General features: G+C 73.9%; 3 protein-coding genes. All 3 read left to right on the forward strand.

The window, feature by feature from the left end:
* Positions 1-900: PD-(D/E)XK nuclease family protein (locus P409_RS29265; RefSeq protein ID WP_034846721.1), on the forward strand; the 900-nt coding region annotated here is incomplete at its 5' end.
* A gap of 193 nt (positions 901-1093) precedes the next feature.
* Positions 1094-1597: a UvrD-helicase domain-containing protein gene (locus P409_RS36520; protein WP_052121541.1), complete on the forward strand. Its 504-nt coding sequence runs from the start codon at positions 1094-1096 to the stop codon at positions 1595-1597.
* Between the two features lie 79 nt (positions 1598-1676).
* Positions 1677-3689, forward strand: a 2013-nt coding sequence (locus P409_RS29270; RefSeq protein ID WP_152613608.1) for a UvrD-helicase domain-containing protein, incomplete at its 3' end; no start/stop codon positions are given.

Below are 3689 nucleotides of genomic sequence, written 5' to 3' on the forward strand. Positions count from 1 at the left end.
CGGCACATCGACGAGCCCGAGGCGGTGCGGCCGGTGGCGCCGCCGCGGCCGAAGCCGCCGGTTGAGGCGCGGCCGCGGCGCCTGTCGGTGACCCAGATCTCGGTCTGGATGCAGGACCCCTACGCCATCTACGCCCGGATGGTGCTGAATCTCTCGCCGCTGGACCCGATCGAGGCCGAGCCGGGCGCGTCGGAGCGCGGCACCGCCATCCACGCCGCTTTGGCCGGCTTCGTCCAGGCCCATCCCGACGCGATGCCGCCGGATGCGCTGGACCGGCTGCTGGCGCTGGGCCGCACCGAGTTCGCCAAGCTGCCGCCGGGGCCGGACATCCGCACCTTCTGGTGGCCGCGCTTCGCCCGCATCGCCGCCTGGTTCGTCGAGACCGAGGCGCGGCTGCGCGCGGCCGGGCGGCGGGCGATCCTGACCGAGCAGAAGGGGCTGGTCACCCTGCCCGCGCCTGGCGGGGCCTTCGCGCTGTCCGGCGTCGCCGACCGCATCGACCAGGGCCCGGACGGGCTGGTGGCGGTCGACTACAAGACCGGCGTCGTGCCGTCGAACGAGCAGATCCTGGCCGGACACCAGCCGCAGCTGCCGCTGGAGGCGATGATGATCCGCGACGGAGGCTTCCCCGGCGTGCCCCGGGGCGTGCCGGTCGCCGGGCTGGAGCATTGGCGCCTGTCCGGCGCCGCCACGCCCGGCGAGATCAAGCCGGTGAAGCCGGCCGAGGGCGACTTCGCCGCCCTGGCCGACCAGGCTCTGGCCGGGCTGATGGGGCTGATCGCCCGCTTCGACCTGCCGGAGACGCCCTATCTGTCCCAGCCGCGCGGCCTGGCGCCCCGCTTCTCCGACTACGCCCATCTGGCGCGGGTCAAGGAATGGTCGGCGGGGGGCGAGGGATGAGGATCGGCGGGGTCTGCGTGGGTGTCGGAAACCCCCTCCCCCTACCCCCCTCCCGCAAGGGGAGGGGGGACTCGGTTGCGTTGTTGCCTCGAAATCGTGATCGAGGCGCCAGCCTAATTTTGCCCCCCCTCCCCTCGCGGGAGGGGGTAGGGGGAGGGGGTTCGCGCCGAAGCTCCGGCCCCGGGGTCGCGCCATGACCCTGATCCATCCCGATCCGACAAAGCGGCAACGCGAGGCCTCCGACCCCCAGCACTCCGTCTGGGTCGGCGCCTCGGCCGGCACCGGCAAGACCAAGGTGCTGACCGACCGGGTGCTGCGGCTGATGCTGGCCGGCACGCCGCCCGACCGCATCCTGTGCATCACCTTCACCCGCGCCGCCGCGGCCGAGATGGCGAACCGCATCGCCGCCACCCTGGCACGCTGGGCGACGATGCCGGACGAGGCGCTGCAGCTGGCGCTGGCCGACCTGATGGGCACCCCGCCGAGCACCGCGGTGCAGACCGAGGCGCGCCGGCTGTTCGCCCGCGTGCTGGACGTGCCCGGCGGCATGCGCATCCAGACCGTGCACAGCTTCTGCCAGTCGCTGCTGCGCCGCTTCCCGGTCGAGGCCGGGCTGCCGCCGCAATTCGAGCTGATCGACGACCGCAGCGCCGCCGAGATGCTGGAGCGGGTGCGCCGCCGAGGTGCTGGCGGATGACGGCCGTGGGCTGGGCGGTCGACCGGGTCGCCGCCTCGGTCGGCGCCGACGAGTTCGGCGAGATCGTGCGCGTCGTTTGGTGGCCGAGCGCGGCCAGCTGACCCGCCTGCTGGACGAGCATGGCGGGCTGGATCCGCTGATGTCGGAGATCCGTCGGGTGCTGGACCTGCCCGAGGGCGCCACGGCCGACAGCCTGCTGCGCGACGCCTGCGCCGATTCGGCGCTGGATTGCGACGCCGTGCGTGCCGCGGCCTATGCCCTGCTGAACAGCAGCGCGACCAAGGACCAGGACCGCGGCACCGCCATCGCCAACTGGCTGGAGAACGCCGACGGCCGCGTCGGCCGCTGGGGCGAGTACCTGCGCGCCTTCCTGACCAAGGAGGGCACGGTCTACAAGACGCTGGCGACCAAGGCCGTCGCCGCCATGCCCGGCGTGCTGGACGCGCTGCAGGCCGAGGGCGACCGCATCCTGGCCCTGACCGAGCGGCTGCGCGCCGCCGAGACCGCCGACGCCACCGCGGCGCTGCTGGCCCTGGGCGCGGCGCTGATCGAGCGCTACCGGGCGGAGAAGGCGCGGCGGGCGCTGCTGGACTATGACGACCTGATCCTGCAGGCCGGCGACCTGCTGGAACGGCCGGGCAAGTCGGCCTGGGTGCTGTTCAAGCTGGACGGCGGCATCGACCACGTGCTGATCGACGAGGCGCAGGACACCAGCCCGGAGCAGTGGCGCGTGGTCCAGGCCCTGACCGCGGAGTTCTTCGCCGGGCTGGGCGCCCGCGAGGATGTCGACCGCACCGTCTTTGTCGTCGGCGACGAGAAGCAGTCGATCTTCAGCTTCCAGGGCGCCGACCCGGCCGAGTTCAGCCGCGTGCACGGCCTGTTCGACCGCCGCAGCCGCGACGCCGAGCGGCCGTTCCACACCATCCCGCTGGAGACGTCGTTCCGATCGGTCTCCGCCGTGCTGGAGCTGGTCGACGCCGTCTTCGCCCGCGGCCCGGCGCTGGACGGGGTGGCGCCGGAGCCGCCGCGCCATTTCGTGTCCGAGCGCCGGCGGCTGCATGGCGGGCTGGTCGAGCTGTGGCCGCTCTTGGGCCCCAGCGAGAGCGACGAGCCGCCGGCCTGGGAGCCGCCGACCGAGCAGCGCGGCATCAGCGACCCCGGCGCCCGGCTGGCCCGGCTGATCGCGGCGCGGATCGCGGGCTGGCTGCGCGAGGGCACGATCCTGGAATCGCAGGGCCGGCCGATCCGGCCCGGCGACGTGCTGATCCTGGTGCGCACCCGCAACCGCTTCTTCGTCGAGCTGATGCGCGCCCTGAAGGCGGCCGACGTCCCGGTCGGCGGCATGGACCGGATGGTGCTGACCGAGCAGCTGGCGGTGATGGACCTGATGGCCCTGGCCCGCTTCCTGCTGCTGCCGGAGGACGACCTATCCCTGGCCGAGCTGCTGAAGGGCCCGCTGGTCGGCTTCGACGACGACCGGCTGTTCGCCCTGGCCCATGGCCGGCGCGGCACGCTGTGGGCGGCTATGGCGGCGTCGGCCGACCCGGCGGTCAAGGCGGCGCGGAGCTGGCTGGCGGAGATCCTGGATCGGGTCGATTTCCAGGCGCCGTTCGAGCTGTTCTCCGCCGTGCTGGCCCGGCCCTGCCCGGGCGACGCCATCTCCGGCCGCCGCGCCATGCTGGGCCGCCTGGGACCGGAGGCCGAGGACCCGCTGGACGAGTTCCTGGCGCTGGCCCTGGGCTTCGAGCGGCAGCTGCCGCCGTCGCTGCAGCGCTTCCTGCACTGGCTGGAGACCGGCACCACCGAGGTCAAGCGCGAGCAGGAGCAGGGCGACGGCCAGGTGCGGATCATGACCGTGCACGGCTCCAAGGGCCTGCAGGCGCCGATCGTGATCCTGCCCGACCTGGTCGGCATGCCGCGCGGCGGCGCCCGGGCCGGGGAGAAGATCCTGTGGCCGGACGAGGCGTTGCCGGTGCCGCTGTGGGCGCCGCGCGCCGCCGACCGGCCGCCGGTGTATCGCGAGGCGATGGAGCGCGCCGACCTCCGCCGCGACCAGGAATACCGCCGCCTGCTGTATGTCGCCCTGACCCGG

Source organism: Inquilinus limosus MP06 (genome assembly GCF_000767795.1).
GTDB classification, from domain to species: domain Bacteria; phylum Pseudomonadota; class Alphaproteobacteria; order DSM-16000; family Inquilinaceae; genus Inquilinus; species Inquilinus limosus_E.